Annotated in this window: 22 protein-coding genes; 17 read left to right on the forward strand and 5 right to left on the reverse strand. The window is 71.2% G+C overall.

Annotated features, from left to right (window positions below; genetic code table 11):
* Nucleotides 1-284: 284 nt before the first annotated feature.
* From recG to mutM, 8 genes are all read left to right on the forward strand, one after another.
* Nucleotides 285-2498 (forward strand): ATP-dependent DNA helicase RecG, encoded by a 2214-nt coding sequence (recG, locus tag ACIGEZ_RS30000; RefSeq protein ID WP_399837202.1) that lies wholly within the window; start codon nucleotides 285-287, stop codon nucleotides 2496-2498.
* A gap of 139 nt (nucleotides 2499-2637) precedes the next feature.
* Complete coding sequence (gene rsmD / locus ACIGEZ_RS30005) at nucleotides 2638-3219, forward strand: 16S rRNA (guanine(966)-N(2))-methyltransferase RsmD (protein WP_399837205.1); 582 nt, start codon at nucleotides 2638-2640, stop codon at nucleotides 3217-3219.
* A gap of 26 nt (nucleotides 3220-3245) precedes the next feature.
* Nucleotides 3246-3725 carry a pantetheine-phosphate adenylyltransferase gene (gene coaD, locus ACIGEZ_RS30010; protein ID WP_399837520.1) on the forward strand — a complete coding sequence of 160 codons (480 nt, stop codon included), beginning with the start codon at nucleotides 3246-3248 and terminating at the stop codon, nucleotides 3723-3725.
* Between the two features lie 109 nt (nucleotides 3726-3834).
* Nucleotides 3835-4914, forward strand: coding sequence for an ATP synthase F0 subunit B (locus ACIGEZ_RS30015; RefSeq protein ID WP_399837207.1), 1080 nt, complete (start codon nucleotides 3835-3837; stop codon nucleotides 4912-4914).
* A gap of 81 nt (nucleotides 4915-4995) precedes the next feature.
* On the forward strand, nucleotides 4996-5679 hold the full coding sequence (locus ACIGEZ_RS30020; protein WP_399837210.1) for a YceD family protein: 684 nt from the start codon (nucleotides 4996-4998) through the stop codon (nucleotides 5677-5679).
* A 2-nt stretch (nucleotides 5680-5681) separates the two neighbouring features.
* Nucleotides 5682-5855, forward strand: a complete 174-nt coding sequence (gene rpmF, locus ACIGEZ_RS30025) for a 50S ribosomal protein L32 (protein WP_030496967.1) — start codon at nucleotides 5682-5684, stop codon at nucleotides 5853-5855.
* A 19-nt stretch (nucleotides 5856-5874) separates the two neighbouring features.
* On the forward strand, nucleotides 5875-6681 hold the full coding sequence (gene rnc, locus ACIGEZ_RS30030) for a ribonuclease III (protein ID WP_399837213.1): 807 nt from the start codon (nucleotides 5875-5877) through the stop codon (nucleotides 6679-6681).
* Between the two features lie 109 nt (nucleotides 6682-6790).
* Nucleotides 6791-7654 carry a bifunctional DNA-formamidopyrimidine glycosylase/DNA-(apurinic or apyrimidinic site) lyase gene (gene mutM, locus ACIGEZ_RS30035; protein WP_399837215.1) on the forward strand — a complete coding sequence of 288 codons (864 nt, stop codon included), beginning with the start codon at nucleotides 6791-6793 and terminating at the stop codon, nucleotides 7652-7654.
* 110 nt (nucleotides 7655-7764) lie between these two features.
* Here mutM and ACIGEZ_RS30040 read toward each other — a convergent pair whose 3' ends face one another.
* A complete protein-coding gene (locus ACIGEZ_RS30040) occupies nucleotides 7765-8151 on the reverse strand; it encodes a winged helix-turn-helix transcriptional regulator (RefSeq protein ID WP_399837219.1) in 387 nt (128 codons plus the stop codon).
* Between the two features lie 131 nt (nucleotides 8152-8282).
* On the opposite strand from ACIGEZ_RS30040, the gene ACIGEZ_RS30045 reads away from it, so the two are divergent.
* Nucleotides 8283-8867, forward strand: a complete 585-nt coding sequence (locus ACIGEZ_RS30045) for a flavodoxin family protein (RefSeq protein ID WP_399837223.1) — start codon at nucleotides 8283-8285, stop codon at nucleotides 8865-8867.
* A gap of 91 nt (nucleotides 8868-8958) precedes the next feature.
* Here ACIGEZ_RS30045 and ACIGEZ_RS30050 read toward each other — a convergent pair whose 3' ends face one another.
* Nucleotides 8959-9813: a CAP domain-containing protein gene (locus ACIGEZ_RS30050; protein WP_399837225.1), complete on the reverse strand. Its 855-nt coding sequence runs from the start codon at nucleotides 9811-9813 to the stop codon at nucleotides 8959-8961.
* 169 nt (nucleotides 9814-9982) lie between these two features.
* On the opposite strand from ACIGEZ_RS30050, the gene ACIGEZ_RS30055 reads away from it, so the two are divergent.
* The 4 genes from ACIGEZ_RS30055 to ACIGEZ_RS30070 all read left to right on the forward strand — a co-directional run bounded on the left by ACIGEZ_RS30055 (nucleotide 9983) and on the right by ACIGEZ_RS30070 (nucleotide 16285).
* On the forward strand, nucleotides 9983-10264 hold the full coding sequence (locus ACIGEZ_RS30055; protein ID WP_365332422.1) for an acylphosphatase: 282 nt from the start codon (nucleotides 9983-9985) through the stop codon (nucleotides 10262-10264).
* Nucleotides 10265-10677: 413 nt separating this feature from the next.
* The gene (locus tag ACIGEZ_RS30060) at nucleotides 10678-10893 is read left to right on the forward strand and encodes a hypothetical protein (protein ID WP_399837227.1); all 216 of its coding nucleotides are present in this window, start codon (nucleotides 10678-10680) and stop codon (nucleotides 10891-10893) included.
* Between the two features lie 184 nt (nucleotides 10894-11077).
* Complete coding sequence (gene smc / locus ACIGEZ_RS30065) at nucleotides 11078-14644, forward strand: chromosome segregation protein SMC (RefSeq protein ID WP_399837229.1); 3567 nt, start codon at nucleotides 11078-11080, stop codon at nucleotides 14642-14644.
* 207 nt (nucleotides 14645-14851) lie between these two features.
* Nucleotides 14852-16285: a sugar porter family MFS transporter gene (locus tag ACIGEZ_RS30070; protein ID WP_399837231.1), complete on the forward strand. Its 1434-nt coding sequence runs from the start codon at nucleotides 14852-14854 to the stop codon at nucleotides 16283-16285.
* 48 nt (nucleotides 16286-16333) lie between these two features.
* On the opposite strand, the gene ACIGEZ_RS30075 is transcribed toward ACIGEZ_RS30070, so the two are convergent.
* Entirely contained in the window at nucleotides 16334-17311 is a 978-nt protein-coding gene (locus ACIGEZ_RS30075) for an LLM class flavin-dependent oxidoreductase (RefSeq protein ID WP_399837233.1), read from the reverse strand.
* Nucleotides 17312-17369: 58 nt separating this feature from the next.
* Entirely contained in the window at nucleotides 17370-18833 is a 1464-nt protein-coding gene (locus ACIGEZ_RS30080) for a cytosine permease (protein WP_399837235.1), read from the reverse strand.
* Between the two features lie 87 nt (nucleotides 18834-18920).
* Between ACIGEZ_RS30080 and ftsY the strand changes: the two genes are divergently transcribed.
* Complete coding sequence (ftsY, locus tag ACIGEZ_RS30085) at nucleotides 18921-20135, forward strand: signal recognition particle-docking protein FtsY (protein WP_399837238.1); 1215 nt, start codon at nucleotides 18921-18923, stop codon at nucleotides 20133-20135.
* Between the two features lie 78 nt (nucleotides 20136-20213).
* Here ftsY and ACIGEZ_RS30090 read toward each other — a convergent pair whose 3' ends face one another.
* Nucleotides 20214-20867 (reverse strand): bifunctional DNA primase/polymerase, encoded by a 654-nt coding sequence (locus tag ACIGEZ_RS30090; protein ID WP_399837240.1) that lies wholly within the window; start codon nucleotides 20865-20867, stop codon nucleotides 20214-20216.
* 413 nt (nucleotides 20868-21280) lie between these two features.
* Here ACIGEZ_RS30090 and ACIGEZ_RS30095 point away from each other — a divergent pair, with 413 nt between their 5' ends.
* The 3 genes from ACIGEZ_RS30095 to ACIGEZ_RS30105 all read left to right on the forward strand — a co-directional run bounded on the left by ACIGEZ_RS30095 (nucleotide 21281) and on the right by ACIGEZ_RS30105 (nucleotide 24783).
* Entirely contained in the window at nucleotides 21281-22756 is a 1476-nt protein-coding gene (locus tag ACIGEZ_RS30095) for a hypothetical protein (RefSeq protein WP_399837242.1), read from the forward strand.
* 342 nt (nucleotides 22757-23098) lie between these two features.
* The gene (locus ACIGEZ_RS30100; protein WP_399837244.1) at nucleotides 23099-24448 is read left to right on the forward strand and encodes an ammonium transporter; all 1350 of its coding nucleotides are present in this window, start codon (nucleotides 23099-23101) and stop codon (nucleotides 24446-24448) included.
* Nucleotides 24445-24783, forward strand: coding sequence for a P-II family nitrogen regulator (locus ACIGEZ_RS30105; protein WP_069170469.1), 339 nt, complete (start codon nucleotides 24445-24447; stop codon nucleotides 24781-24783). The genes ACIGEZ_RS30100 and ACIGEZ_RS30105 overlap by 4 nt, the downstream gene beginning before the upstream one ends.
* The last annotated feature ends 3 nt before the right edge of the window (nucleotides 24784-24786 follow it).

Below are 24786 nucleotides of genomic sequence, written 5' to 3' on the forward strand. Positions count from 1 at the left end.
TTCTGCAGCAGTTCGCGCAGGTAGACCCGGGGGCTGGAGTAGAGGTGGTGGGAGAGCAGATCCACCAGGCCACGCAGATCGACCTGGAACGTGTGCGGTGTCTGGTCAGCAGTCATCGTCGCTGCGCCGGTGGGGGGACGAGCGACGGCGCGGGTCGGGCGATCCCGGCGGGCCGGTGATCGCGGAGAGAAGAGCGGAAGAGGCGCCATCCTAGGGGCCACGGCGCCGACGTGACCAGGGGATATCCACAGCCTGCGCGACGTCTGTCAGTGCGGTGGTGTGCAATGGATCGCGTGCCCGCCCTCGACGAACCCCTCAGGAAACTGCTCGGCGCCGCCACCGCCAAGGTGATGGCCGAGCACATGGACCTCCACACGGTCGGCGACCTCCTCCACCACTACCCCCGGCGGTACGCGGAGCGCGGCGAGCTGACCGCACTCGCCGACCTGCCGCTGGACGAGCACGTCACCGTCGTCGCCCAGGTCGCCGACGCGCGCGTACACACCTTCAACAAGGGCGGGCGCGGCAAGGGGCAGCGCCTCGAGGTCACCATCACCGACGGCAGCGGGCGCATGCAGCTGGTGTTCTTCGGCCGCACCGTCCACTTCCACCAGAAGGAGCTGCTGCCCGGCCGGCGCGCCATGTTCGCCGGCAAGGTCGGCGTCTTCAACCGCCGGCTCCAGCTCGCCCACCCCGAGTACAAGCTCCTCGACGCCGACAGCAGCACCGACACCGTCAAGGCCTTCGCGAGCGAGCTGCTGCCCATCTACCCCGCCTGCAAGCAGATCGAGTCCTGGACCATCGAGCAGTCCGTCGCGATCGCCCTGGACTCGATGGCCGCCACGCACTGGGCCGGCCTCGTCGACCCGCTGCCGCCCGCCCTGCGCGAGGACCGCGGTCTCACCGACCTGCCCGACGCCCTCACCAAGGTCCACCGGCCCCGTACCAAGGCCGACATCGCCGACGCCCGCGACCGCCTCAAGTGGGACGAGGCCTTCGTCCTCCAGGTCGCCCTCGCCCGCCGCCGGCACGCCGACACCCAGCTGCCCGCCGTCCCCCGCAGACCCGCCGAGGGCGGCCTGCTCGACGCCTTCGACGCCAAGCTCCCCTTCACCCTCACCGAGGGCCAGCAGAAGGTCTCCAAGGAGATCTTCGACGACCTCGCCACCGACCACCCCATGCACCGCCTGCTCCAGGGCGAGGTGGGCTCGGGCAAGACGATGGTGGCCCTGCGCGCCATGCTCGCCGTCGTCGACACCGGGGGACAGGCCGCGATGCTCGCGCCCACCGAGGTCCTCGCCCAGCAACACCACCGCTCGGTCACCGAGATGATGGGCGAGCTCGCCGAAGGGGGCATGCTCGGCGGGTCAGAGCACGCCACCAAGGTCGTGCTGCTCACCGGCTCCATGGGCGCCGCCGCGCGCCGGCAGGCGCTGCTCGACCTGGTCACCGGTGAGGCCGGCATCGTCATCGGCACCCACGCGCTCATCGAGGACAAGGTGCAGTTCCACGACCTCGGCCTGGTCGTCGTCGACGAGCAGCACCGCTTCGGCGTGGAGCAGCGCGATGCCTTGCGCGGCAAGGGCAAGCAGCCGCCGCACCTGCTCGTGATGACCGCGACGCCCATTCCCCGTACGGTCGCGATGACCGTCTTCGGCGACCTGGAGACCTCCGTCCTCGACCAGCTGCCGGCCGGGCGCTCCCCGATCGCCAGCCATGTCGTCCCGGCCGCCGACAAGCCGCACTTCCTCGCCCGCGCCTGGGAGCGGGTCCGCGAGGAGGTCGAGGGCGGCCACCAGGGGTACGTGGTCTGCCCCCGGATCGGCGACGAGGAGGACCGGAAGCAGAAGCGGAAGGCGAGCCCGGAGGACGAGGCCGAGAAGCGCCCGCCGCTCGCCGTCCTCGACGTCGCCGAGCAGCTGCGCACGGGGCCGCTCGCCGGGCTCCGCGTCGAAGTGCTGCACGGCAGGATGCACCCCGACGACAAGGACGACGTCATGCGCCGCTTCGCCGCCGGCGAGGCCGACGTCCTGGTCGCCACCACCGTCATCGAGGTCGGCGTCAACGTGCCCAACGCGACCGCCATGGTGATCATGGACGCCGACCGCTTCGGCGTCTCCCAGCTCCACCAGCTCCGCGGCCGCGTCGGCCGTGGCTCCGCCGCCGGCCTGTGCCTGCTCGTGAGCGAGATGCCCGAGGCGAGCCCGGCCCGCCAGCGGCTGAACGCCGTCGCCTCCACCCTCGACGGCTTCGAGCTCTCCCGGATCGACCTCGAACAGCGCCGCGAGGGCGACGTCCTCGGCCAGGCCCAGTCCGGCGTCCGCTCCTCGCTGCGGATGCTCACCGTCATCGACGACGAGGAGGTCATCACCGCCGCCCGCGAGGAGGCCACCGCCCTCGTCCTCGCCGACCCCGACCTCACCGCCCACCCCGAGCTGCGCACCGCGCTCGACGCGCTCCTCGACAAGGACCGGGAGGAATACCTGGAGAAGGGCTGACCGCCAGGCTGACCGCCATGGCGCGCCCGGAGGGCCCGGAGGGCCTGCGCCGGGCCGGCCGTCGCGGGCCCGGTCCGCTCCGGCGTTCCTCGCCCTAAGCTATTGCTCAGGCAATCGCTGACGGAGAACGAGGACCCAGATGACCCGCGTGATCGCCGGCAGTGCCGGCGGACGCCGAATCGCCGTACCGCCGGGCCACGGCACCCGCCCCACCTCCGACCGGGCGCGGGAAGGCCTCTTCTCCACGTGGGAGTCGTTCCACGGCCTCGCCGGGGCCCGCGTCGCCGACCTGTACGCGGGTAGCGGCGCCGTCGGCCTGGAAGCGCTGTCCCGTGGCGCGTCCCACGCCCTGCTCGTCGAGGCCGACCCGCGCGCGGCGAAGACGGTGCGGGACAACATCCGCAGCCTCGCCCTGCCGGGCGCCGAGCTGCGCACCGGCAAGGCCGAACAGATCGTCGCGGGCCCGGCCCCGGCGGAGCCGTACGACCTGGTCTTCCTCGACCCTCCGTACGCCGTCGCGGACGACGATCTTCGCGAGATCCTCCTCACACTCCGCTCGGGGGGCTGGATCGCGGACGACGCGCTCGTCACCGTGGAGCGCAGCACCCGAGGCGGGGAGTTCGGCTGGCCGGCCGGCTTCGCACCACTGCGGGCCCGTCGCTACGGCGAGGGAACGTTTTGGTACGGTCGCGCCGCCTCTACGTGCGAAGACGCACGATGACCGGACCGGAGAGCGAGGGACCCAAGTTGCGCCGCGCCGTATGTCCGGGGTCATTCGACCCCATCACCAATGGACACCTCGACATCATCGCCCGCGCCTCCAAGCTGTACGACGTGGTGCACGTCGCGGTGATGATCAACCAGTCGAAGAAGGGCCTCTTCACGGTCGACGAGCGGATCGAGCTCATCCGTGAGGTCACCGCCGACTTCGGCAACGTCGAGGTGGAGTCCTTCCACGGCCTGCTCGTCGACTTCTGCAAGCAGCGCGACATCCCCGCCATCGTCAAGGGGCTGCGGGCCGTCAGCGACTTCGACTACGAGCTGCAGATGGCCCAGATGAACAACGGGCTCTCGGGCGTCGAGACCCTGTTCGTGCCGACCAACCCCACCTACAGCTTCCTGTCGTCCTCCCTGGTCAAGGAGGTCGCGGCCTGGGGCGGCGACGTCTCCCACCTGGTGCCCCCGCAGGTCCTGACCCGCCTCACCGAGCGGCTCGGCGAGCAGTGACCCGTGGCCACCGCCACTGACGCTCCGTCACCAGGTCCCGGACGGGGTCCGACTGGCCTTACAGTCGTCCCGTCCGTCTCCATCCAGCTGTAGAGAGTGGCGAGCACCGGTGGACGTGCAGAAGAAGCTCGACGAGATCGTCACGACGGTCCAAAGCGCCCGCTCCATGCCCATGTCGGCGTCGTGCGTGGTCAACCGTGCCGACCTGCTCGCCCTGCTCGAAGAGGTCCGCGAGGCCCTGCCGGGCTCGCTCGCCCAGGCGCAGGAGCTGCTCGGCGGCCGTGAGCAGATGGTCGAGCAGGCCCGTCGCGAGGCCGAGCGGATCATCGAGGCCGCGCACGCCGAGCGCGGCACGATCGTCTCCGACAGCCAGGTCGCCCGGCAGTCCCAGGGCGAGGCCGAGCGGATCCTCGCCGAGGCCCGCCGCGAGGCCGAGGAGATCCGTGCCGAGGCCGACGACTACGTCGACTCCAAGCTCGCCAACTTCGAGGTCGTCCTCAACAAGACCATCGCCTCCGTCGACCGCGGCCGCGAGAAGCTGCTCGGCCGCGGCCCCGGCCTCGACGAGCAGGGGTACGCCGACGAGGACGCCCCCGAGTACAGCGCGGACCCGCAGACCCTGATCCACCGGGCCGACGCCTACGTGGACACCAAGCTGGGCGCCTTCGAGGCGGTGCTGAGCAAGACCCTGGAGGCCGTGGGCCGGGGCCGGCAGAAGCTGCACGGCCGGATCGCCTCCGACGCCCTCGGCGAGCACATGGCCGCCCAGGACGCGGCCGGCGCCTCGGCGCAGCACACCAGTGACGCCGACTACCTGGCCGGCCTCGCGGAGCTGGCCGACCCCGAGCCCGTACAGATCCCGGCCCAGCAGCAGGCCGCCCCGCAGCCGCCGCAGCACGACCCCTACGCGTACCAGCAGCCCCAGCAGACGGACCCGTACGGCTACCAGCACCAGGACCCCTACGCCGGTGCGAGCACCGGGTCCACCGGAGCGGATTACGCCGCGCACTACACCGCGCAGCCCCAGCAGGCCGACCCCTACGCCTACCAGGGCCAGTACGGCTACGAGCAGCAGCAGGTCCAGCAGCCCCCGGCCGCCGCGCTCGACGAGACCAGCTTCTTCGACACGAGCATGATCGACCTGGAGCAGCTGCGCCGCTACGAGCAGGGCTACGACCAGGGGCGGTAGGCCCGGATTGGGTCGTGAGCGAAGCGTCCGTTATCCTGGCTCTTCGGTCGCGCGTATGCCCGCGATCCATGCTGCCCACGGATGGCAGCCCCCTCACGATGTGAACGATCGAAAGCAGGAAGAGCCCTGAGCACGCGCCTCGACCACCGCAACCCCCTCGTGTTCGACACGCACGAGCTGGGGCGGCGTCCTGGCGCCCTCCAGCGGATCTCCCGCACGATCGACGCGCCCAGGGACCTGGGTGTCGCGGGGGTCGTCGGAGTGCCCGAGGGCGCTCCGGTGGAGATCGAGCTCCGTCTCGAGTCGGTCATGGAAGGGGTGCTTGTCACAGGCACCGCCCGTGCATCGGCCGAGGGGGAGTGCGTAAGGTGTCTGGAGCCCGTCGAGCTGGAGCTCGACGCGGACTACCAGGAGATGTTCTCGTACCCCGACTCCGACGACCGGGGCCGCTCCAAGGCGGCCGCGGACGACGAAGCCGAGGACGACGAGAGCATGACCCCCCTCGAGGACGGCATGTTCGACCTCGAACCTGTGCTGCGTGATGCGGTGGTGCTCGCACTGCCGATGCAGCCGGTGTGCCGGGAGGACTGTGAGGGTCTGTGTTCCGAGTGCGGAATCAACCTGAACGACAATCCGGACCACCATCATGACGCCGTCGACGCACGTTGGGCGGCACTGCAGGGACTCGCCGGTTCGCTGGGAACCGATGAGAAGGACAACATGAGCGGCGCCGAAGCTGGCGTCGACGAGAAGCAGGAGAAGTAGCCGTGGCTGTTCCGAAGCGGAAGATGTCGCGCAGCAACACGCGCCACCGCCGGTCGCAGTGGAAGGCTGCGGTCCCCACCCTGGTTTCGTGTGAGCGTTGCCAGGAGCCGAAGCAGCAGCACATCGCGTGCCCGAGCTGCGGCACCTACAACAAGCGCCAGGTCCTCTCGGTCTGAGTGGCTGGTGAGAGGCACGATGTCTGACCACGTCAACACAGCCTCGTCCCACACGCTTCTGGAAGGGCGGCTCGGGTATCAGCTCGAGTCCGCCCTTCTGGTGCGTGCACTGACGCACCGCTCGTACGCGTACGAGAACGGCGGTCTGCCCACCAACGAGCGTCTCGAGTTCCTCGGGGACTCCGTGCTCGGCCTGGTGGTCACGGACACGCTGTACCGCACCCACCCCGACCTGCCCGAGGGCCAGCTGGCCAAGCTGCGGGCCGCGGTGGTCAACTCGCGTGCGCTGGCGGAGGTCGGTCGCGGCCTCGAACTGGGCTCCTTCATCCGGCTCGGCCGGGGCGAAGAGGGCACGGGCGGCCGGGACAAGGCGTCCATCCTCGCCGACACCCTTGAAGCGGTGATCGGCGCGGTCTATCTCGACCAGGGTCTCGAAGTGGCGTCCGAGCTGGTGCACCGGCTCTTCGACCCGCTCATCGAGAAGTCCTCGAACCTCGGCGCAGGCCTGGACTGGAAGACCAGTCTCCAGGAACTGACCGCGGCGGAGGGTCTGGGCGTGCCGGAGTACCTCGTCAGCGAGGAGGGTCCGGACCACGAGAAGACCTTCACTGCTGCCGCCCGCGTCGGTGGTGTCTCGTACGGCACCGGCACTGGCCGCAGCAAGAAGGAAGCGGAGCAGCAGGCGGCTGAATCCGCGTGGCGCGCGATCCGCGCGGCCGCGGACGAGCGCGCGGCGGCGGCCAAGGCCGCGGCCGAGAACGCCGTCACGAACGACCTGGAAGAGGGCGCCGACGCCTCTTCCGCCCAGGACCAGGCCTCGGCCTGACCCTTCGCTTCCCGATGCCCCCGCCCCCTTCAGGGGACGGGGGCATCGCCCTGTCACGGCGGTTGTAGGCTGCGGTCATCAGCCGTCGAGAGTCCTGCGGAGGAGTCCCGTGCCCGAGTTGCCCGAGGTCGAGGTCGTACGACGCGGTCTTGAGCGGTGGGTCGCGGGGCGCACCGTCGCCGAGGTCGAGGTCCTGCACCCGAGGGCCGTCCGGCGCCATCTCGCGGGCGGCGCGGACTTCGCGGCCCGGCTGAAGGGGCACCGGTTCGGCGTGGCGCGGCGGCGCGGCAAGTACCTGTGGGTGCCGCTCGCGGACACCGAAGCCTCCGTGCTCGGCCACCTCGGCATGAGCGGTCAGCTGCTCGTCCAGCCCGAGGACGCGGCGGAGGAGAAGCACCTTCGGATCCGGATCCGCTTCGACGACACGGCCGGCACCGAACTGCGCTTCGTCGACCAGCGGACCTTCGGTGGTCTCTCGCTTCACGACAACACCCCCGACGGGCTCCCGGACGTCATCGCGCACATCGCGCGTGACCCGCTGGACCCGGCCTTCGACGACGCCGCATTCCAGAGTGCGCTGCGCCTGCGGCGTACGACGATCAAGCGGGCGCTGCTCGACCAGTCGCTGATCAGCGGCGTCGGCAACATCTACGCCGACGAGGCGCTGTGGCGGGCGAGGCTGCACTACGACCGGCCCACCGCCACCCTCACCCGGCCGCGCTCGGCCGAGCTGCTCGGGCATGTGCGGGACGTGATGAACGCGGCGCTCGCGGCCGGCGGCACCAGCTTCGACGCGCTGTACGTCAACGTGAACGGCGAGTCGGGGTACTTCGACCGCTCGCTCGACGCGTACGGGCGGGAGGGCGAGCCCTGCCACCGCTGCGGGACGCCGATGCGCCGGCGCCCGTGGATGAACCGGTCCAGCTACTACTGCCCGCGCTGCCAGCGCCCGCCGCGCGGCACGGCGCTCTGAGGCGCGTCCGGCGGACCAGCCCTGCGACGAGCCGGCCGTGACGCCGGCTGTGACGAACCGGCTGTGACGCCGGCTGTGACGAACCGGCTGCGACGAGCCGACGAGCGGTCTTACGGCGTGACCGCGGCCGCGCGCTCCGTGTCGTAACTCTCGCGGGCGGCCAGCACCTGGTCCATGCGGCCCTCGACCAGGTGGATCAGACCGAGCAGCCGCTCCGCGACCTCAAGGCCGAGCGGCGTGAGCCGGTAGTCGACGCGCGGGGGGTTGGTGGGCTGCGCCTCGCGGTGGACGAGACCGTCGCGCTCGAGCGCGTGCAGCGTCTGGGACAGCATCTTCTCGCTCACGCCGTCGACCCTGCGCCGCAGCTCGTTGAAGCGGAAGCTGCCCTCGTGGAGGGCGCCGAGGGTGAGGCTTCCCCACCGGCCGGTCACGTGCTCCAGCGTGCCGCGCGAGGGACAGGCCTTCGCGAAGACGTCGTAGGCGAGGTCGTCACTCATGCTCCCTACCATACGCGGACACAGCGCTGCCTGCGAGATGGCGCTATGCGAATGCTTGCGCTTTCGAAAAGTTAGTGCTCTACTTCTTGTCGTTCCCCCTGCCTCCTGTCCCACCCCTTGAGGAGCCCCCTGTGACCACGCCCGTCGTGTCCATCGCGTACCACTCCGGCTTCGGCCACACCGCCGTCATCGCCGAGGCCGTCCGGGCCGGGGCCGCCGACGCCGGAGCCACCGTCCACCTGATCAAGGTCGACGAGATCACCGACGCGCAGTGGGAGCTCCTGGACGCCTCCGACGCGATCGTCTTCGGCTCGCCGACCTACATGGGCACCGCCTCCGGCGCCTTCCACCAGTTCGCCGAGGCCACCTCGAAGCGCTGGTTCACCGACGCCTGGCTGGACAAGCTCGCGGCCGGCTTCACCAACTCCGCCTCCAAGAGCGGCGACAAGCTGCACACCCTGCAGTTCTTCCAGACCCTCGCCGGCCAGCACGGCATGACCTGGGTCAACCTCGGCCTGAAGCCCGGCTGGAACAGCTCCGCGGCCTCCGAGAACGACATCAACCGCCTCGGCTTCTTCACCGGCGCCGCTGCCCAGACCCACAACGACCTGGGCCCCGAGGGTGTCCACAAGGCCGACATCGCGACCGCCGAGCACCTCGGCCGACGGGTCGCCGAGACCGCCCGCACGTTCGCGATCGGCAAGGCCGCCGCCTGACCCCGCCGTCCCTCCCCGGTACGGGAAAGGGCCCCGTCACCTTCCCGGTGACGGGGCCCTTCGCGTACGACCGGCGGGCGACCCTCGCGGGTCAGAAACCGAAGTCCTGCGTCCACCACGGACCGCCGTCCGCGAAGTGGACTCCCACGCCCAGCGTCGTGTACGTGCAGTTCAGGATGTTCGCGCGGTGGCCGTCGCTCTCCATCCAGGACTTCATCACCGCAGCCGCGTCCACCTGGCCGCGGGCGATGTTCTCGGCGCCGAGGCTGGTGATGCCTGCCTGCGTGGCGCGGTCCCACGGGGTCGCCCCGCTCGGATCGGTGTGGTCGAAGAAGCCACGCGCGGCCATGTCCGCGCTGAAGGCGCCCGCCAGCGAGGCCAGCCGGGCGTCGGAGCTGACCGGGGTGCAGCCCACCTTGGCACGCTCGACGTTCACCAGGCGCACGACCTCCGCCTCGGCCGCCGCCTCGCGGCTGCTGAGCGGGCGGACGGTGGGCTGCGGCGCGCGGGCGGCCTCGGTGGTCGGGGCGGCCTGCGCCGGACGGCTCGTCTTCGAGGGCTTCGGCTTCGGCTTGGGCTTCGGCGTGACCTTGGGTGCCGTGGCCTTCGGGCTCGGCTTGGCGGTCGTCCTGGAGGGGGTGGGCTTCGGCGACGGCGTCGCCGAGGGGGAGGCGGCCTTGCCGCTCCCCTTGGCCACACCCGTGCCCGTACCCGCCGAGCTGCCGGCCGGGGTGGCCGAGGAGCCGCCCTGGGTGTTCAGGCTCGGGGCCTGCTGCCGCGCTTCCACGCGCTGCTCGCTCTTGCCCGCGCTGCTCACCGTGAAGGTCTCGGCCCCGGGCAGCAGGCCCGTGGCGACGGCGACCGCGCCGACCGCGACGGCCGCCGAGACACCGAGCAGTCCGGTGCGTACGGGTGCGCCGCGTCGTGCGCCGCGATGGCGTCCCATCTGGTCTGCCTCCCTGGCGTTCTGGACCGCGATCTTTGCTGATCTTTGCTTCTGTGGATGCTTCGAACGGGACTCCGCCAACCGGGTGAGCCCCGTTCGGTCGGGACTGTACGCCATGACACGCGGGGCTGACGTGCTCCTTCCGTAATCCGCCCGTTAGCGTGCAGCCATGAATGACGACGTGCGGATGACCGCCTGGGTGCGCGGCCGAGTACAGGGAGTGGGCTTCCGTTGGTTCACCAGGGCAAACGCATTGGAGATCGGCGGGCTCGTCGGCTTCGCCCTGAACCTCGACGACGGCCGCGTCCAGGTCGTGGCCGAGGGGCCGAGTGAGAATTGCCACCGTCTGCTCGACTGGCTCCGGTCCGACGACACGCCCGGGCGGGTGGACGGGGTCACTGAGATCTGGGACACCCCGCGCGGCATCTACGAGACCTTCGCGATCCGCTGAGACCCGCCGGCGATCTTGTGCGTGACGCCCCGCCCGACGGCTCCGAGCGCCCTCGGGCGACCGGGCGTCCCCCTCGGGAAAACACTCGCCGAAGCGGAAACGACCTGGTGATTGCCAAGAAGGGCTTGCCATGCCAGGCTGCGCGAGGAAGGATGATCTCCACAGCCCCTCGGGCACCGAGTTGCGAGGCGCCGCCGCTCTGAATGCGGCCGCAGCCCCCCGGTGAACCCTTGATGCGGGGCGTGATCGTGTTGACCGTCAAACTTTTTGGTGAGACTCTGGAAGCCCCGCGCACCTTAGCTGTTCGACCGTGAGAACCGGCACGACAAAGAGCACGGTCGAGCACCGCGGGTGCGAATCCCTCACGACCCACACCGCTTCGGTCGGTCACTCAGTGTGGAGGACCATCCATCATGGCAAAGGCGCTTCTCGGTTACGTCGGCGGCTCCGACCCGCGACTCCTCGCCGAGATGCGACGGCTTCAGCAGCGCGTCCAGGACCTCGAGTCCGAGCTGGTTCGGATCCAGTCCGAGAACGACGCACTCACCGCCGCCGCTTCGCACCAGGGAGAGTCGCTGCTGGACAGCATCGATCTCGACGTCACCAAGGCGGAGCCTGCGCTCACCTGAGGTTCAGCCCCGAGGGGCCAGGTGAGAAACACTTTCGCCGGTACAGCTGGATATGCAAGGGGCGCTCCGGCGTCCCTTCTTTCTTGCACACCCCCTGCGTCCCCCATGCCCCACCCTCCTTGGGGGAGGGTGTGCCCTGCACGTTCATGGGTGAAACCCATGACCGCGGGTAGAGTCCGCAGGCGTGCATCTCAAGGCCCTGACGCTCCGCGGTTTCAAGTCGTTCGCCTCCGCCACCACCCTGCGGTTCGAACCCGGGATCACGTGCGTCGTCGGGCCCAACGGCTCGGGCAAGTCCAACGTCGTGGACGCGCTGTCCTGGGTCATGGGAGAGCAGGGCGCCAAGTCGCTGCGCGGCGGCAAGATGGAGGACGTCATCTTCGCCGGCACGACCGGGCGGCCCCCGCTCGGCCGCGCCGAGGTCTCGCTGACCATCGACAACTCCGACGGCGCGCTGCCCATCGACTACGCCGAAGTCACCATCACCCGGATCATGTTCCGCGGCGGCAGCAGCGAGTACCAGATCAACGGCGACACCTGCCGGCTGCTCGACATCCAGGACCTCCTCTCCGACTCCGGCATCGGCCGCGAGATGCACGTCATCGTCGGCCAGGGCCAGCTCGACTCCGTCCTGCACGCCGACCCGATGGGCCGGCGCGCCTTCATCGAGGAGGCCGCCGGCGTCCTCAAGCACCGCAAGCGCAAGGAGAAGGCGCTGCGGAAGCTCGACGCGATGCAGGCCAACCTCGCGCGCGTCCAGGACCTCACCGACGAACTGCGACGCCAGCTCAAGCCGCTCGGCCGGCAGGCCGCGGTCGCCCGCCGCGCCGCCGTCATCCAGGCCGACCTGCGCGACGCCCGGCTGCGGCTGCTCTCCGACGACCTCGTACGCCTCAAGGAGGCGCTGAGGACCGAGGTCGCCGACGAGGCCGCGCTGCTCGCCCGCAAGGAGACCACCGAGACCGCGCTGAACGCGGCGCTCGCGAAGGAGGCCGAGCTCGAAGAGGACGTGCGCCGCCTCGCGCCGCGGCTGCAACGCGCGCAGCAGACCTGGTACGAGCTGTCCCGGTTCGCCGAGCGGGTGCGCGGCACCGTCTCCCTCGCCGACGCTCGGGTCAAGAGCGCCACCGACCGGCCCGCGGAGGAGCGGCGCGGCCGCGACCCGGAGGACATGGAGCGCGAGGCCGCCCGCATCCGCGAGCAGGAGGCCGAACTCGGGGCCGCGCTCGAGGCGGCCGAGCGTGCCCTCGAGGACACCGTCGCCCACCGCGCCGAACTGGAGCGGGCGCTCACCGTCGAGGAACGCCGTCTCAAGGACGCCGCCCGCGCCATCGCCGACCGCCGCGAGGGCCTGGCCCGGCTGCACGGGCAGGTCAACGCGGCCCGCTCGCGCGCCGCGTCCGCCCAGGCCGAGATCGACCGGCTCGCCTCGTCGCGCGACGAGGCACAGGAGCGGGCGGTCGCAGCGCAGGAGGAGTACGAGCAGCTGAAGGCCGAGGTGGACGGCCTCGACGCCGGCGACACGGAGCTGGGGGAGCGGTACGAGGCCGCCCGGCGCGAGCTCGCCGACGCGGAGACCGCGCTCGCCGCCTCCCGGGAGGCCACCGGCGACGCCGAACGAGCCCGGGCCGCGACCCGCGCCCGGCACGACGCCCTCGCCCTCGGCCTGCGCCGCAAGGACGGCACGGGCGCGCTCCTGTCCGCCGACCTCACGGGCCTCCTCGGCCCGGCCGCCGAACTCCTCACCGTGACCCCCGGCCACGAGGTCCCGGTCGCCGCGGCCCTGGGCGCCGCCGCCGACGCCCTGGCCGTGACGGGCCCCGCGGCCGCGGCGGAGGCCCTGCGCCTGCTGCGCAAGCAGGACGCGGGGCGGGCGTCACTGCTCCTGGCGGCCGCGGCCGAAGCCGGGACCGCGGCGGGCGGCGACGCGGAGGTGCCTGCTCCGGACGGCGCGCTCCCCGCCGCCCGGCTGGTCGCCGGGCCCGACGAACTCATGGGAGCCGTACGGCGGCTGCTCAGGGACGTGGTGGTGGTCGGCGGGCTCGACGAGGCCGTCGAGGTGGTACGGGCGCGGCCCGACGTGACCGCGGTGACCGCCGAAGGCGACCTGCTCGGGGCGCACTTCGCGCAGGGCGGCGCCGCCGGGGCGCCCAGCCTCCTCGAGGTGCAGGCGTCCGTGGACGAGGCGGCGGCCGAGCTGGCCGAGCTCGAGGTGCGGTGCGCGGCGCTCGGAGGCGCCCAGGAGGAGGCCGCCGGACGCAGGCGCGAGGCGGCCCGCCTGGTGGACGAGCTGGGGGAGCGGCGGCGGGTCGCCGAGCGCGAGAAGTCCGCGGTCGCCCAGCAGCTCGGCAGGCTCGCCGGGCAGGCCAGGGGCGCCGCGGGCGAGGCCGAGCGGACCGCCGCGGCCGCCGCGCGGGCCCAGGAGGCCCTGGCGAAGGCCGTGGTCGAGGCGGAGGAACTGACCGAGCGGCTCCTTGTCGCCGAGGAGACGCCCGCCGAGGAGGAGCCCGACACCTCGGTGCGGGACCGGCTCGCCATCGACGGCTCCAACGCGCGCCAGACCGAGATGGAGGCCCGCCTCCAGGTCCGTACCCACGAGGAGCGGGTCAGGGGCCTCGCCGGCCGGGCCGACTCCCTCGACCGGGCCGCACGCGCCGAGCGCGAGGCCCGGGCCCGTGCCGAACAGCGCCGGGCGCGGCTGCGCCACGAGGCGGAGGTGGCAGGCGCCGTCGCGGCGGGTGCCCGCCAGTTGCTCGCGCACGTCGAGGTGTCCCTGGTCCGCGCCGAGCAGGAACGGGCCCGTGCCGAGGCCGCGAAGGGCGCCCGCGAGGAGGGCCTGGCCGCCGCCCGTACCCGGGGCCGCGACCTGAAGGCGGAGCTCGACAAGCTCACCGACTCGGTGCACCGCGGTGAGGTCCTGGGCGCGGAGAAGCGGTTGCGGATCGAGCAGCTGGAGACCCGCTCCCTGGAGGAGCTGGGCGTGGAGCCGGCCGCGCTGGTCGACGAGTACGGCCCCCACCAGCCCGTACCGCCGTCGCCGCCGGCCGAGGGCGAGGAGCTTCCGGAGGATCCGGAGCATCCGCGCAACCAGCCGCGCCCGTTCGTCCGTTCGGAGCAGGAAAAGCGGCTCAAGGCCGCCGAACGGGCGTACCAGCAGCTCGGCAAGGTCAATCCGCTGGCCCTCGAAGAGTTCGCGGCGCTGGAGGAGCGGCACCAGTTCCTCTCCGAGCAGCTGGAGGACCTGAAGAAGACCCGGGCCGATCTCCTTCAGGTCGTGAAGGAGGTGGACCTGCGGGTTGAGCAGGTGTTCACCGAGGCCTACCGGGACACCGCCCGCGAGTTCGAGGGGGTCTTCTCGCGGCTCTTCCCGGGCGGCGAGGGCCGGCTCGTCCTCACCGACCCGGACGACATGCTCAGCACCGGCGTGGACGTGGAGGCCCGCCCGCCGGGCAAGAAGGTCAAGCGGCTCTCGCTGCTGTCCGGCGGCGAGCGCTCGCTGACGGCGGTGGCGCTGCTCGTGTCCATCTTCAAGGCCAGGCCCAGCCCGTTCTACGTGATGGACGAGGTCGAGGCGGCGCTCGACGACACCAATCTGCAGCGGCTCATCCGGATCATGCAGGAGCTCCAGGAGTCCTCACAGCTGATCGTCATCACCCACCAGAAGCGGACGATGGAGGTCGCGGACGCGCTGTACGGCGTGTCGATGCAGGGCGACGGCGTCTCGAAGGTCATCAGCCAGCGGCTCCGCTGAGGGCTCGACGGTTCAAGTGTTGAACGCAGGTCGCCATACCTTGCGTTTCAAGTCATACGACATCCCCTCTTGACTTCGAAACCTGAAGGAATAGTCTCTGCAACGTTGCTTTTACCTTCAAGTGGTCGGCGGCGTGAAGTCATGCCCCACTTGAAGGGCTCGCCCCCCACCGCACCGGCGACGCTGCCGGAGCCCCGAGGAGTCCTTGTGACCAGCACCGCGCAGGCGCCCACACCGCCGCCGTCCGAAGGCCGACAGGCCCATCCGGACCACATCGGACACGTCATCTTCATCACGGCCTCGGCCGCGATGGGCGGCTTCCTCTTCGGCTACGACAGTTCCGTCATCAACGGCGCCGTCGAGGCCATCCGGCACCGGTACGACATCGGCTCGGGCACGCTGGCCCAGGTCATCGCCATCGCCCTGATCGGCTGCGCCATCGGCGCCGCCACCGCCGGCCGGATCGCCGACCGCATCGGCCGGATCCGCTGCATGCAGATCTCCGCGGTCCTCTTCGCCGTCAGCGCGGTGGGCTCCGCGCTGCCCTTCGCCCTGTGGGACCTGGCCTTCTGGCGGGTCATCGGCGGCTTCGCCATCGGCATGGCCTCCGTGATCGGCCCCGCCTACATCGCCGAGGTCGCCCCCGCCGCGTACCGCGGCCGCCTCGGCTCCTTCCAGCAGGCCGCCATCGTCATCGGCATCGCCGTCTCCCAGCTCGTCAACTACGGCATCCTCCAGCTCGCCGACGGCGACCAGCGCGGCGAGATCGGCGGCCTGGAGGCCTGGCAGTGGATGCTCGGCGTGATGGTGGTGCCCGCCGTCCTCTACGGCCTGCTCTCCTTCGCGATCCCCGAGTCCCCGCGCTTCCTCATCTCCGTCGGCCGCATCGAGCGGGCCAAGGAGGTGCTCGCCGAGGTCGAGGGCCGCGGCGTCGACCTCGACCACCGGGTCGCCGAGATCGACCGGGCCATGCGCAGCGAGCACAAGTCCACCTTCAAGGACCTGCTCGTCGCCGGCAGCAAGTCCCGGCTGCTGCCCATCGTCTGGGTCGGCATCGGACTCTCCGTCTTCCAGCAGCTCGTCGGCATCAACGTCGCCTTCTACTACTCCTCGACGCTGTGGCAGTCCGTCGGCGTCGACCCGTCGAGCTCGTTCTTCTACTCGTTCACCACGTCGATCATCAACATCATCGGCACCGTGATCGCGATGGTCCTGGTCGACCGGGTCGGCCGCAAGCCGCTCGCCCTCGTCGGCTCCGTCGGCATGGCCATCGCCCTCGCCTTCGAGGCCTGGGCCTTCTCCGCCGACCTCGTCGACGGCAAGCTGCCCACCACCGAGGGAGTCGTGGCGCTCGTCGCCGCCCATGTCTTCGTGCTCTTCTTCGCCCTCTCGTGGGGCGTGGTCGTCTGGGTCTTCCTCGGCGAGATGTTCCCCAACCGCATCCGCGCCGCCGCCCTCGGCGTGGCCGCCTCCGCCCAGTGGATCGCCAACTGGGCCATCACCGCCAGCTTCCCGTCCCTCGCGGACTGGAACCTCTCCGGCACCTACATCATCTACACGATCTTCGCCGTGCTCTCGATCCCCTTCGTGCTCCGGTACGTCAAGGAGACCAAGGGCAAGGCGTTGGAGGAGATGGGCTAATCCCCGCTGCCCCTCTCCTTGACCGCGAGACTGCCCCGGCCCGAGGCCCTATGCCCTGAGCCGGGGCAGTACGGCGTCGCAGAACAGCCGCAGACTCCGCCACCCCTCCTCCAGGGGCATCCCGCCACACAGCGGATGCAGCACCAGGCTGTCGAGATCCCGCCCGAGCGCCACGCACTCCTCGGGCGTCACCACCCGGTACACACCCTCCGCGCGCAGTTCTCCCACCGTCGCCGCGGCCGACCGGACCGCCGAACGGATCTCCTTCGACTGCCACGAGGCATAGGTCCGCGCCTCGTGCAGGAAGTGCTCGCCGAACTCCGCCCAGGTCCGGTCCGGATCCTCCGACACGTGCAGCAGCGGGGTCTCCCGCGCCGGCATCATCGTCCAGCCCTCGGTGCCGTACCCGGCGCACTGCTCCTGGTAGTACGTCTCCAGCTCCGGCAGGTGCGCGCTCGGGAAGAACGGCAGCCCGAGCCGGGCCGCCCGCCGCGCCGCCGCCTTCGACGAGCCGCCGACCAGCAGCAGCGGATGCGGCTGGGTGAAGGGCCGCGGGGTGACCCGTACCGTACGGCCCTGATACGTGAAGGGCTCACCGGACCAGGCCGCCAGCAGCGTCTCCAGGAGCGCGTCCTGCAGCTTGCCCCGGCGGCCCCAGTCCACCCCGCGCTCCTCGTACTCCTCCGGCCGGTAGCCGATCCCGGCGACCGTCACCAGGCGGCCCGCGCTCAGCAGGTCCAGGACCGCGATCTCCTCGGCGAGCCGCAGCGGATCGTGCAGCGGCCCGATGATCGCCGAGACGGTGACCGCGATCCTCCTCGTGGCCCCGAAGACCGCGCCCGCGAAGGCGAAGGGGGAGGGGAGCCAGTTGTTGGCCGCGCCGTGGTGCTCCTCGGTCTGCACCGTGTCGACGCCGTGCGCGTCGGCGTGCGCCGCCATCTCGACGGCCGCCTGGTACCTGCCCGAGAGGGAGACGGGGTCCGCGTGCGGATCGACGAGGTTGAACCGTACGACTGTGAAGGGCATGGGAAGTCCCCCTCCGCGGGTGGGATGCCGGCGAAGGGGGACGGTATCTGACGTCGCGTCAGATGGAAACGGTCGCGCGCACCTCGGCCGGATCCCCGGACTCCGCGTCCCGCGCCGCCCGCTCGCGCGGCAGTACGGCGTACAGCACACCCGCCACCACGATCGTCGCCGCCCAGCCCAGACCGTTCCGGCCGATCCAGGACGAGGCCAGCGGACCGCTGAACCACTCGACCTTGGTGAACAGCAGACCCGCCACGAGCGCCACGCCCCAGGCCGTCATCGCCTGCCAGGCGAAGCCGCCCCGGTACCAGTAGGCGCTGGTCCGCGTGGTGTCCATCAGCGCCTCGGCGTCGTAGGTACGCCGGTGCAGCATGTCCACGCCGAACACGCCGATCCACGCGGAGAACGCCACCGCGAGCAGCGTCAGGAAGGAGATGAACGAGCCGATGAAGCTGGTCGCCACCACCATCAGCAGCACACCGAAGACCAGACTGATCGCCGCGTTCACGCTCACCGCCGCGGCCCGCGGCACCTTGATGCCCAGGGTCTGCGCCGTGAACCCGGCCGAGTACATCGACATCGAGTTGATCAGCAGCATGCCGATCAGGGCGATCACCAGGTACGGCACCGAGATCCAGGCCGGCAGCAGCTCACCGATGAAGGAGACCGGGTCCTGCGCCGAGGCCAGGTCAGGCGTCGACACCGCCATCACCGCGCCCATCAGCACCATCGGCAGCACCACGATCCCGGCGCCGCCGACCGTCGAGCCGACCATCGCCTTCGAGGAGGCCGTCCGCGGCAGATAGCGGGTGAAGTCCGGGCCCGACGGCACCCAGCTGATGCCGCCCGCCGCGATCGTGCCGATCCCCGCGACCAGCATCGCGGTCGAACCGGCCGGCTTGGCGAAGACCGCCGACCAGTCGGTGTTCGCCACCAGGTAGACGAGGACCAGGACCGAGAACGCGCCGAAGAGATACGTCGACCACTTGCTGCACACCCGCAGCGCGTTGATCCCGAGCCCGGAGACCAGGAAGGTGCAGGCGACGAAGAGCAGCAGCGTCACCACGATCAGCGGTGTGTTCGACTTCACGCCGAAGAGCAGGTCGAGCACGGTCAGCACCGCGTAGGCGCCGGTGACCGCGTTGATCGTCTCCCAGCCCCAGCGGGCCACCCAGATCAGCGACCCAGGAAAAAGGTTTCCGCGCTGACCGAACACCGCCCGTGACAGCGCCATGCCGGGCGCTCCGCCGTGCTTGCCCGCGATCGAGATCAGGCCGACGATCCCGTACGACAGGACCGGCGCGGCCACCGCGACGAACAGCACCTGCCAGAAGTTCAGCCCGTTGAAGACGATCAGGCCGGCGCCCATCGTGAGCAGAAGCACACTGATGTTGGCCGCGACCCAGGTCGGGAACAGCTCGCCGACCCGCCCGGTCCGCTCGGCGTCGGGGACGGGTTCGAGGCCGCGGCTCTCCAGCGTGCCGCCGCTCTGCGCGCCTTCGGTCTCGGAGGCGTGGGACATAGCAGTACTCCGTTGTACAGATGTGGGGGAACCACACACTGTACGTGCTCCGCCTCCGTGCCTTTCGTGGCCGATACTGGACGGGTTATGGAACTCATCCTTGCTGTAGTCATCGCTCTGGTCGTCGCGGTCGCCGTGACCAGCGGCCTCGTGATCAGCGGTCGCAAGAAGAAGCAGCTGCCGCCGGCCGAGCCGCCGTCCACCACGCCGACCATCACCGCTCCGCCCGCCGAACCGCACGTCGGCGACGAGGCGGAGACACCGCGGGAAGAACCACGCCGCACCGTGGAGGAGGTCGAGCTCCCCACCGCCGAGGCCCCCGAGGCCACGGTCGCCGTCGAGGAGCCCGCCGCCGAGGTCCCCGCGATCGAGGTGCCCGAGCCGACCGCCGGCCGTCTCGTACGGCTCCGCGCCCGGCTCGCCCGCTCCCAGAACTCGCTCGGCAAGGGGCTGCTCACGCTCCTGTCCCGCGAGCACCTCGACGACGACACCTGGGAGGAGATCGAGGAGACCCTCCTCACCGCCGACGTCGGCGTCGCCCCCACCCAGGAGCTCGTCGAGCGGCTGCGCGAGCGGGTCAAGGTGCTCGGCACCCGCACCCCCGACGAGCTGCGCGGGCTGCTGCGCGAGGAGCTCATCACGCTGCTCGGCGCCGACCTCGACCGCACGGTGAAGACCGAGAGCCCCGAGGACGTCCCGGGCATCGTCATGGTCGTCGGCGTCAACGGCACCGGCAAGACCACCACGACCGGCAAGCTGGCCCGGGTCCTGGTCGCCGACGGCAAGTCCGTCGTCCTCGGCGCCGCCGACACCTTCCGAGCCGCCGCCGCCGACCAGCTGCAGACCTGGGGCGAGCGCGTCGGTGCCCGCACCGTGCGCGGCCCGGAGGGCGGCGACCCGGCGTCGATCGCCTTCGACGCGGTCAAGGAGGGCATCGCGGAGGGCGCCGACGTGGTCCTCATCGACACCGCCGGCCGCCTGCACACCAAGACCGGCCTCATGGACGAGCTCGGCAAGGTCAAGCGCGTCGTCGAGAAGCACGGCCCGCTCGACGAGGTCCTGCTCGTCCTCGACGCCACCACCGGCCAGAACGGTCTGATCCAGGCCCGTGTCTTCGCCGAGGTGGTCGACATCACCGGCATCGTCCTCACCAAGCTCGACGGCACCGCCAAGGGCGGCATCGTCGTCGCCGTCCAGCGCGAGCTGGGCGTCCCGGTCAAGCTGGTCGGCCTGGGCGAGGGCCCGGACGACCTGGCCCCGTTCGAGCCGGGCGCGTTCGTGGACGCCCTCATCGGCGACTGACCACCAGCGCGGAACGCGTACGAAAAGGGCCCCTGCCGCAGCTCAACGGCAGGGGCCCTTCGACGTGACCGGGTCCGGTCAGAGGTGCGTCCGGTGGCAGATGTACGCGAGCGTGCCGAGCAGCAGCCGGGCCTGCGGCGGCGCCCCCGCGGTGTCCAGCGCCGGCGGCCGCAGCCAGTGCACGGGCCCCAGCCCCCCCAGGTCCGAGGGCGGTGCGGTGACATGGGCGCCCGGACCCAGGCAGTGCAGGTCCAGATCGGCGTCGTCCCAGCCCATCCGGTACAGCAGCTGCGGCAGCTCGGCCGCCGCGCCCGGGGCCACGAAGAACTGCGCCCGGCCCGTCGGCGTCACGCACACCGGCCCGAGCGGCAGTCCCATGCGCTCCAGGCGCACCAGCGCCCGCCGGCCGGCCGCCTCGGCGACCTCGATCACGTCGAAGGCCCGGCCGACCGGCAGCAGCACCGCCGCCCCCGGATACTCCGACCACGCCTTGGTCGCGTCGTCGAGGCCCGCGCCCGCCGGTACCTGCCCGGCGAAGGCCAGCGGGTGCGCCCCCGGAGCCGTACAGCCGAGATCGCCGCAGGAGCACCGGCCGGCGACCGCCCGCGCTCCCGGGACCACGTCCCAGCCCCACAGCCCTGTGTACTCCGCCACCGCAGTGCACTCCGTGGTGCGTACGCGGCGACGTGAGCCGGACCGCATCTCACGAATGCCGCCGATCGTGAAGCCCATGCCCCCTCCAACGGGTCGAACGCGCCGGTGGTTACGGACCGGGAATCCTCCGTCACACTCCGCCGCCGCGAGGGGCGCACGGTGGTGCGGCCGGTGGTGCGGACCGCCGCGCGCGCCTCTTCGCGCACCGGTACGCCGAGCCCGGTTCGTCGCATGTCAAGTGAATCGTGTTCTGTGCACGGCGAGTTCATTCGAAGGGGTGGCGAATGGTGGCGTTTCTTGAAACGCCATGCCGGACGGGTGATCGTAGGATTACCTTCGGTGCACGAACCCCGGGGTCGACCGCGCAACCGGGTATGCCGGAGGCATACCGGTCTCCCGTTCGAAGGAGGAGAAACGCCGGACGGGCGCCGCGGAACACGGCATTCTGGCAGGGGTTCGCAGGACGACATCAGGTGGATGGGGGCGTTCCAGTGGGCGGCAACGGCGCAGACGGTACGACTGCCGGCAAGCGCCCCAACGAGCAGCTGAGCTCGTGGTTCGTGCGCAGCGGCTGGTCGAAGGGCGAGCTGGCGCGCCAGGTGAACCGCAGGGCACGCCAGATGGGCGCGCACCACATCTCCACCGACACCTCCCGCGTGCGCCGCTGGCTCGACGGCGAACAGCCCCGCGAACCCATCCCGCGGATCCTCTCCGAGCTGTTCTCCGAGCGCTTCGGCTCCGTCGTGGCCATCGAGGACATCGGCCTGCGCACCGCCCACCAGTCGCCCTCCGTGTCCGGTGTCGACCTCCCCTGGGCCGGCCCCCAGACCGTCGCCCTGCTCAGCGAGTTCTCCCGCAGCGACCTGATGCTCGCCCGCCGCGGTTTCCTCGGCTCCTCGCTCTCACTGGCCGCCGGGCCCTCCCTCATCGAGCCCATGCAGCGCTGGCTGGTTCCCACCCCCACCGGCGAATCCGAGCGGCCGGCACCCGGCGCCGATGAGCGGCGCACGCACCGGCTCTCCCCGGTCGAACTCGACCTCCTGGAGTCCACCACCGCGATGTTCCGCCAGTGGGACGCCCAGTGCGGCGGCGGCCTGCGCCGCAAGGCGGTCGTCGGCCAGCTCCACGAGGTCACCGACCTCCTCCAGGAGCCACAGCCCGCCGCGACCGCCCAGCGCCTCTTCAAATGCGCCGCCGAACTCGCCGAACTCGCCGGCTGGATGAGCTACGACGTGGGCCTGCAGCCCACCGCCCAGAAGTACTTCGTGCTCGCACTGCACGCCGCCAAGGAAGCCGGCGACAAGCCCCTGGGCTCGTACATCCTCTCCTCCATGAGCCGCCAGATGATCCACCTCGGCCGGCCCGACGACGCCCTCGAACTCATCCACCTCGCCCAGTACGGCAGCCGGGACTGCGCCACCCCGCGCACCCAGGCCATGCTGTATGCGATGGAGGCCCGCGCCTACGCCAACATGGGCCAGCCCTCCAAGTGCAAGCGGGCCGTCCGCATGGCCGAGGACACTTTCGCCGACGTCGGCCTCGACGGCGAGCCCGAGCCCGACTGGATCCGCTTCTTCTCCGAGGCCGAGCTCAACGGCGAGAACTCCCACTCCTACCGCGACCTCGCCTACGTCGCCGGGCGCTCCCCGACCTACGCCTCGCTCGCGGAACCCGTCATGGAGCGGGCCGTCGACCTGTTCGAGAAGGACCCCGAGCACCAGCGCAGCTACGCCCTCAACCTCATCGGCATGGCCACCGTCCACCTCCTCAAGCGGGAACCCGAGCAGTCCGTCGTCCTCGCCGAGAAGGCCCTCGGCGTGGCCCGCAAGGTCCGCTCCGAGCGGGTCAACACCCGGCTGCGCAAGACCGTCGACACCGCCGCCCGCGACTACGGCCACGTCGCCGAGGTCGTCCAGCTCACCGACCGGCTCACCGCGCTGCTCCCCGAGACGGCGGAGGCCGTCTGACCGGGCCGCCCCGCGCCCGCCCCGAGACTCCGGCCGCGCCGGCCGTCCCGTAAAGCCCGACTCGGCTCCCCCGCCGCAAGGACACACGGACGGCCGACGCGGCCGGTCCGCGTCTCCCCGGCCACGGCGCCCGCGCCGGGATGGTACGCCCGTTACATCTCCGTGACCCCGGCGTTCACGGCCGCGTAACACGCCTCGTCCCTTCGTCACTGCGGCGAAACATCGAGCGGCATCGGCGGAAACCGCGCTGCGCGAATCTCTGGCGCATAACCGGCCACCCCTCATGGCCGAGCCGCTCACCGGCCCCGCCCCGCACAGGCCCCCGACGACGAGGAGACGCCGATGGCATCAGCCATCACGACCCTGGCAGCAGACACGCCCACGCTGTCCGCCGCCAACACCGGGTTCATGCTCATCTGCTCCGCCCTGGTCATGCTGATGACCCCGGCCCTCGCCTTCTTCTACGGAGGCATGGTCCGCGTGAAGTCCACCCTCAACATGCTGATGATGAGCTTCATCAGCCTCGGGATCGTCACGATCCTGTGGGTGCTCTACGGCTTCAGCATCGCCTTCGGCACCGACTCCGCCTCGCTCTTCGGCTGGTCGTCCGAATACGTCGGCCTGAGCGGCATCGGCATCACCGAACTGTGGGACGGCTACACCATCCCGGTGTACGTCTTCGCCGTCTTCCAGCTGATGTTCGCCATCATCACGCCGGCCCTGATCAGCGGCGCCCTCGCCGACCGCGTCAAGTTCACCGCCTGGGCCCTCTTCATCACCCTGTGGGTCACGGTTGTCTACTTCCCGGTCGCCCACTGGGTCTGGGGCGCCGGCGGCTGGCTCTTCGAGATGGGCGTCATCGACTTCGCCGGCGGCACCGCCGTCCACATCAACGCCGGCGCCGCGGCCCTCGGCGTGATCCTCGTCATCGGCAAGCGGGTCGGCTTCAAGAAGGACCCGATGCGCCCGCACAGCCTCCCGCTGGTCATGCTCGGCGCCGGTCTGCTCTGGTTCGGCTGGTTCGGCTTCAACGCCGGCTCCTGGCTCGGCAACGACGACGGCGTCGGCGCGGTGATGTTCGTCAACACCCAGGTCGCCACCGCCGCCGCCATGCTCGCCTGGCTGGCGTACGAGAAGCTCCGCCACGGCTCCTTCACGACCCTCGGCGCCGCCTCCGGCGCGGTCGCCGGCCTCGTCGCCATCACCCCCTCCGGCGGCTCCTGCTCCCCGCTCGGCGCGATCGCCATCGGCGCCGTGGCCGGTCTGCTGTGCGCCATGGCCGTCGGCCTCAAGTACAGGTTCGGCTACGACGACTCCCTCGACGTCGTCGGCGTCCACCTCGTCGGCGGAGTCGTCGGCTCCCTCCTCGTCGGCTTCTTCGCCACCGGCGGCGTCCAGTCCGACGCCAAGGGCCTCTTCTACGGCGGCGGCCTCGACCAGCTCGGCAAGCAGGCCATCGGAGTCTTCTCCGTCCTCGCCTACTCTCTGATCGCCTCCGCGATCCTCGCCCTCGTCATCGACAAGACGATGGGGATGCGGGTCAGCGAGGACGACGAGGTCTCCGGCATCGACCAGGTCGAGCACGCGGAGACCGCGTACGACTTCAGCGGCGCGGGCGGTGGCATCGCCGGGCGCACCGCCACCGCCGTAGCCGCCCCCGCCCCGACGGAGAACAAGAAGGTGGACGCATGAAGCTCATCACCGCGGTCGTGAAGCCGCACCGGCTGGACGAGATCAAGGAGGCCCTCCAGGCCTTCGGCGTCCAGGGCCTCACGGTCACCGAGGCCAGCGGATACGGCCGTCAGCGCGGCCACACCGAGGTCTACCGCGGCGCCGAGTACACCGTCGACCTCGTCCCCAAGATCCGCATCGAGGTCCTGGTCGAGGACGAGGACGCCGAACAGCTCATCGACGTCGTCGTGAAGGCCGCCCGCACCGGCAAGATCGGTGACGGCAAGGTGTGGAGCGTGCCGGTCGAGACCGCCGTACGCGTCCGCACCGGCGAACGCGGGCCGGACGCGCTGTAAGGC

Origin of the sequence: Streptomyces sp. NPDC085481, from assembly GCF_044541845.1 — a bacterium.
Lineage (GTDB): Bacteria > Actinomycetota > Actinomycetes > Streptomycetales > Streptomycetaceae > Streptomyces.

What these genes read in the sequence shown, in the direction of transcription:
- ACIGEZ_RS30050 (WP_399837225.1), bottom strand. Translation starts at nt 9,813, where the DNA reads ATGGGACGCCATCGCGGCGCACGACGCGGCGCACCCGTACGCACCGGA.
- ACIGEZ_RS30040 (WP_399837219.1), bottom strand. Translation starts at nt 8,151, where the DNA reads ATGAGTGACGACCTCGCCTACGACGTCTTCGCGAAGGCCTGTCCCTCG.
- ACIGEZ_RS30060 (WP_399837227.1), top strand. Translation starts at nt 10,678, where the DNA reads ATGGCAAAGGCGCTTCTCGGTTACGTCGGCGGCTCCGACCCGCGACTC.
- ACIGEZ_RS30075 (WP_399837233.1), bottom strand. Translation starts at nt 17,311, where the DNA reads ATGCCCTTCACAGTCGTACGGTTCAACCTCGTCGATCCGCACGCGGAC.
- ACIGEZ_RS30090 (WP_399837240.1), bottom strand. Translation starts at nt 20,867, where the DNA reads ATGGGCTTCACGATCGGCGGCATTCGTGAGATGCGGTCCGGCTCACGT.
- ACIGEZ_RS30020 (WP_399837210.1), top strand. Translation starts at nt 4,996, where the DNA reads ATGGCAGCCCCCTCACGATGTGAACGATCGAAAGCAGGAAGAGCCCTG.
- rsmD (WP_399837205.1), top strand. Translation starts at nt 2,638, where the DNA reads ATGACCCGCGTGATCGCCGGCAGTGCCGGCGGACGCCGAATCGCCGTA.
- ftsY (WP_399837238.1), top strand. Translation starts at nt 18,921, where the DNA reads ATGGAACTCATCCTTGCTGTAGTCATCGCTCTGGTCGTCGCGGTCGCC.
- ACIGEZ_RS30100 (WP_399837244.1), top strand. Translation starts at nt 23,099, where the DNA reads ATGGCATCAGCCATCACGACCCTGGCAGCAGACACGCCCACGCTGTCC.
- rnc (WP_399837213.1), top strand. Translation starts at nt 5,875, where the DNA reads ATGTCTGACCACGTCAACACAGCCTCGTCCCACACGCTTCTGGAAGGG.
- recG (WP_399837202.1), top strand. Translation starts at nt 285, where the DNA reads ATGGATCGCGTGCCCGCCCTCGACGAACCCCTCAGGAAACTGCTCGGC.
- ACIGEZ_RS30055 (WP_365332422.1), top strand. Translation starts at nt 9,983, where the DNA reads ATGAATGACGACGTGCGGATGACCGCCTGGGTGCGCGGCCGAGTACAG.
- ACIGEZ_RS30080 (WP_399837235.1), bottom strand. Translation starts at nt 18,833, where the DNA reads ATGTCCCACGCCTCCGAGACCGAAGGCGCGCAGAGCGGCGGCACGCTG.
- ACIGEZ_RS30105 (WP_069170469.1), top strand. Translation starts at nt 24,445, where the DNA reads ATGAAGCTCATCACCGCGGTCGTGAAGCCGCACCGGCTGGACGAGATC.